The sequence below is a fragment of the Paraburkholderia sp. J63 genome (assembly GCF_905220245.1).
Taxonomy (GTDB): domain Bacteria; phylum Pseudomonadota; class Gammaproteobacteria; order Burkholderiales; family Burkholderiaceae; genus Paraburkholderia.
Genome location: NZ_CAJMZF010000102.1, coordinates 1 through 4,230 on the forward strand (window position 1 = coordinate 1; position 4,230 = coordinate 4,230).

The window sequence follows — 4,230 nt, forward strand, 5'->3', positions numbered from 1 at the left end:
AATACCCACCCCCGCCAAACACCCCGCCCCCCCCCCCCCCCCCCCCCGCGCGGATGAAGCTTGCGGATGACGCTTACTTCAGGCGCCCCGCGAGGAACTGCTGAAGCCGTTCGCTGCGCGGCGCGTTGAGCACTTCCTTGGGGTCGCCTTGCTCTTCGATCTTGCCTTTGTGCAGGAAGACGACGTGATTCGACACGTTGCGCGCGAAGCCCATTTCATGCGTGACGACGATCATCGTGCGGCCTTCTTCCGCGAGCGCCTGCATGACGCGCAGCACTTCGCCCACGAGCTCGGGGTCGAGCGCGGAGGTGGGCTCGTCGAACAGCATCACCTCGGGCTCCATGGCCAGCGCGCGGGCGATCGCCACGCGCTGCTGCTGGCCGCCGGACAGATGCGACGGATACTTGTGCTCGACGCCGTTCGCGAGGCCCACCTTGGCCAGGTACTTGCGCGCGCGTTCCTCGGCTTCGCTGCGGCTCAGCCCCAGCACGCTCACCGGCGCCTCGATGATGTTCTCGAGCACGGTCATGTGCGCCCACAGATTGAAATGCTGGAACACCATCGAAAGGCGCGTGCGCATGGCCCGCAGTTGCTTCGGATCGCTCACGCGCAGCGAGCCGGCGCGGTCGGCGCTCGTGCGAATCTCTTCGCCGTTCACGGTAATGCGGCCCGAGCACGGCGATTCGAGGAAGTTAATGCAGCGCAGGAAGGTGCTCTTGCCCGAGCCGCTCGACCCGATCAGGCTGATCACGTCGCCGGCTTTCGCCTTGAGCGATACGCCCTTCAAAACCTCGTTCTCGCCGAACTTCTTGTGCAGGTCATCGACAATCAGCTTGTACATTCTTAATCCACTCCATCAGCGCGGAACGCGTTCAGTGCCCTTGCGGTTTCAGGTAAGCCAGCATACGGGTTTCCATGCGGCGGAAAGCCCAGATCAGGGCGAAGACGATCGTCGCGTAGAGCGCGGCCGCAATGCCGTAGGCCTGGAAGGTCATATAGGTGGCGGAATTCGCATCGCGCGCCACTTTGAGGATGTCGGGCACGGTCGCGGTGAACGCGAGCGTCGTGGCGTGCAGCATCAGGATCACTTCGTTGCTGTACGCGGGCAGCGCGCGGCGCAGGGCCGAGGGCAGGATCACGCGCGTGTAGAGCTTGTACTTCGACATGCCGTAGGCGAGGCCCGCTTCGATCTCGCCATGCGGGGTCTCGCGAATCGACCCGGCGAAGATCTCGGTGGCGTAGGCGCACTCGTTGAGTGTGAACGCGAGCAGCGTGCAATTCATCGCACTCCGGAAGAATTCGCCAAGCAGCGCGTGCTCATGAACATAATGCAGGCTGTAGATGCCGGTGTAGCAGAGCAGCAGCTGAACATAGAGCGGCGTGCCGCGAAACACGTAGGTGTAGAGCCAGACCGGGCGCGAAAGCCACGGATTGCGCGAGGCGCGCGCAATGGCGAGCGGCACCGCGAGCGCGAAGCCCAGCACGATCGAGATCACCAGCAGCCAGAGCGTGATGACGAGGCCGCTGTAGTTGAAGCCGTCGCTATAGAGGTAGTTCGGCCAGTATTGCTGAATGAGTTCGATCACAGCGCGGCCCTCCGCACACCGGTCGAGTAACGCTTTTCGAGGCGGTGCAATGCCAGGTTGGAAACAGTGGTGATGACGAGATAGATCGCGCCGGTCGCGAGCGTGAAGAAGAAAAACTGCTGGGTGGCTTTGCCCGCATCCTGCGCGGCCTTCACCACGTCGGCGAGGCCGATGATCGAGACGAGCGCCGTCGCCTTCACGAGCACCTGCCAGTTATTGCCGATGCCGGGCAGCGCGAAACGCATCATCTGCGGGAACAGGATGCGCGTGAACACGCGCGTGGAGCTCATGCCGTAGGCGAAGCCGGCCTCGATCTGACCGCGCGGCACGGCCAGAAAGGCGCCGCGGAAGGTCTCGGTGAAATACGCGCCGTAGATGAAGCCGAGCGTGATGACGCCGGCCACGAACGGGTCGATGTCGATCTGGTCCATGCCCATCGCGTCGGTCAGGTGGTTCAGCCAGATCTGGATGCTGTAGAACAGCAGCAGCATGAGCACGAGATCGGGCACCGCGCGGATCAGCGTCGTGTACATCGTGCCGATGCGCGAGATCACGCGGTTGGGCGAGAGCTTTGCGGCGGCGCCCGCGAGTCCCAGCAGGAACGCGGCGGCGAGCGAGAGCAGCGCGAGCTTGATGGTTTCCAGCGTGCCCGCGAGGAGGAGAGGGCCGAAGCCTTGGAAGAGCATGGGTGGACGTCCTTCAATGACGGGGCGCCTGCCGCACAGCGGCGTGGCGGGCGCGCCCGTGTTGATACAGATGAGGCAAGCGCGTCTAGCCGCCGTAGACATCGAAGTCGAAATACTTCGACTCGATCTTCTTGTACGTGCCGTCCTTGATCATGTCGGCGATCGTCTTGTCGATCTTCGCCTTGAGGTCGGCGTCGTCCTTGCGCAGGCCGATGGCCGCGGCGCCCGTGGGGATTTCCTTGCCCGCGAACTGGAAGCCCGCGCCGCGCGCCGTCTTCAGGAAGCCGAGGTCGGCTTGCACTTCGTCCTGCAGCGCGGCGTCCAGGCGGCCCGAGTTCAGGTCCAGATAGACCTGGTCCTGGTTCTGGTAGGTGATGACGTTGACGCCCTGCGTGGCCCAGTTTTGCTTGGCATACGTTTCCTGGGTGGAGCCCTGCTCGACGCCCACCGACTTGCCCTTGAGCGACTCGACGGTCGGCTGCAAGGTCGAGCCCTTCTTCGCGACGAGGCGCGTGGGCGTGTCGTAGAGCTTCACGGTGAAGGCGATCTGCTGCTCGCGTTGCGGCGTGACCGTGAGCGCGGAGAGCGCGCCGTCGAACTTCTTCGCTTTGAGGCCCGGGATCATGCCGTCGAAGTCCTGCTCGACCCAGACGCACTTCGCGTTCAGGCGCTTGCAGATCTCGTTGCCGAGGTCGATGTCGAAGCCGACCAGCTTGCCATCGGGTGCCTTCGACTCGAACGGCGCGTAACTGGCGTCCGTGCCGAAGCGGATGGTGGACCAGTCTTTCGCATAGGTGCCGCCCGCAGCAAGGGCGAGTGCGACACACAGGGCAAGTTTCTTCATTACGTCTCCAGGCGGAATATTCTGCAAGGCAGCAGCGAGTTGTCTATACAAATTAACGACTGGACGAGGGACCGGCAATCGGTGTTATCACCTGGGGGAAGGTCACTGTTCCTTAACCGAAAGGGCCCGTAATTCCAGCGTTAGCCGGGAATGGCGAGGGTATACATGGAGTGTAATCAGCTTGTATAGACAAGTCGTTTTGTGTAAGCTGGCGCCATCTTGTCCATACAACCTGGTTACTGCGATGATTACCCTGACTCCCGGCCATCTGACCCTCACGCAACTGCGCCAGATCGCGCGCGCAGCGGACAGCAGCAGCGTCAAGCTCCAGCTCGATCCGGCGAGCTTTGCCGCCATCGACGCGAGCGCGCGCACCGTTGCCGAGATCACGGCCAAGGGTGAGCCGGCCTACGGCATCAACACGGGTTTCGGGCGTCTCGCGAGCACGCATATCCCGCGCGAGCAGCTCGAACTGCTGCAGCGCAATCTGGTGCTCTCGCACGCGGTGGGCGTGGGCGAGCCGATGTCGCTGCCGGTCGTGCGCCTGATGATGGCGCTGAAGCTTTCGAGCCTCGGCCGCGGCCATTCGGGCATCCGCCGCGAAGTGATGGAAACGCTCATTACGTTGTTCAATGCGGACGTCCTGCCCGTGATTCCGGTGAAGGGCTCGGTGGGTGCGTCGGGCGACCTGGCGCCGCTCTCGCACATGTCGGCCGTGTTGCTGGGCGTGGGCGACGTGTTCGCGAAGGGCGAGCGCATGAGCGCGGAAGAAGGTCTGCGCCTGGCCGGCCTCAAGCCGATCGCGCTGCAGGCCAAGGAAGGTCTCGCGCTGCTGAACGGCACGCAGGCTTCCACGGCGCTCGCGCTCTACAACATGTTTGCGATCGAAGACCTCTACCGCACGGCGCTCGTCTCCGGCGCGCTCTGCGTGGACGCGGCGGCCGGCTCGGTCAAGCCGTTCGACGCGCGCATCCACGAACTGCGCGGCCATCGCGGCCAGATCGAAGCCGCTTCGGCCTACCGCACGCTGCTCGACGGCTCGTCGATCAATCTCTCGCACCGCGACTGCGGCAAGGTCCAGGACCCGTACTCGCTGCGCTGCCAGCCCCAGGTA

General features: G+C 63.9%; 5 protein-coding genes. 1 reads left to right on the forward strand and 4 read right to left on the reverse strand.

Going from position 1 to position 4,230, the window contains the following annotated elements; genetic code table 11:
* Positions 1 to 73 precede the first annotated feature (73 nt).
* From U5775_RS38495 to U5775_RS38510, 4 genes are all read right to left on the reverse strand, one after another.
* Complete coding sequence (locus U5775_RS38495; RefSeq protein WP_322063365.1) at positions 74 to 841, reverse strand: ABC transporter ATP-binding protein; 768 nt, start codon at positions 839 to 841, stop codon at positions 74 to 76.
* A gap of 31 nt (positions 842 to 872) precedes the next feature.
* Positions 873 to 1,586 (reverse strand): ABC transporter permease, encoded by a 714-nt coding sequence (locus U5775_RS38500; RefSeq protein WP_322063366.1) that lies wholly within the window; start codon positions 1,584 to 1,586, stop codon positions 873 to 875.
* Positions 1,583 to 2,272, reverse strand: a complete 690-nt coding sequence (locus U5775_RS38505) for an ABC transporter permease (protein WP_322063367.1) — start codon at positions 2,270 to 2,272, stop codon at positions 1,583 to 1,585. The genes U5775_RS38500 and U5775_RS38505 overlap by 4 nt, the downstream gene beginning before the upstream one ends.
* An 85-nt stretch (positions 2,273 to 2,357) precedes the next feature.
* A complete protein-coding gene (locus U5775_RS38510; RefSeq protein ID WP_322063368.1) occupies positions 2,358 to 3,116 on the reverse strand; it encodes an ABC transporter substrate-binding protein in 759 nt (252 codons plus the stop codon).
* 244 nt (positions 3,117 to 3,360) lie between these two features.
* On the opposite strand from U5775_RS38510, the gene U5775_RS38515 reads away from it, so the two are divergent.
* Positions 3,361 to 4,230, forward strand: an 870-nt coding sequence (locus U5775_RS38515; protein WP_322063369.1) for an aromatic amino acid lyase, incomplete at its 3' end; no start/stop codon positions are given.

Excerpts from the sequence above, each read along its gene's own strand:
- U5775_RS38505 (WP_322063367.1), bottom strand. The coding sequence starts at position 2,272 with ATGCTCTTCCAAGGCTTCGGCCCTCTCCTCCTCGCGGGCACGCTGGAA.
- U5775_RS38495 (WP_322063365.1), bottom strand. The coding sequence starts at position 841 with ATGTACAAGCTGATTGTCGATGACCTGCACAAGAAGTTCGGCGAGAAC.
- U5775_RS38510 (WP_322063368.1), bottom strand. The coding sequence starts at position 3,116 with ATGAAGAAACTTGCCCTGTGTGTCGCACTCGCCCTTGCTGCGGGCGGC.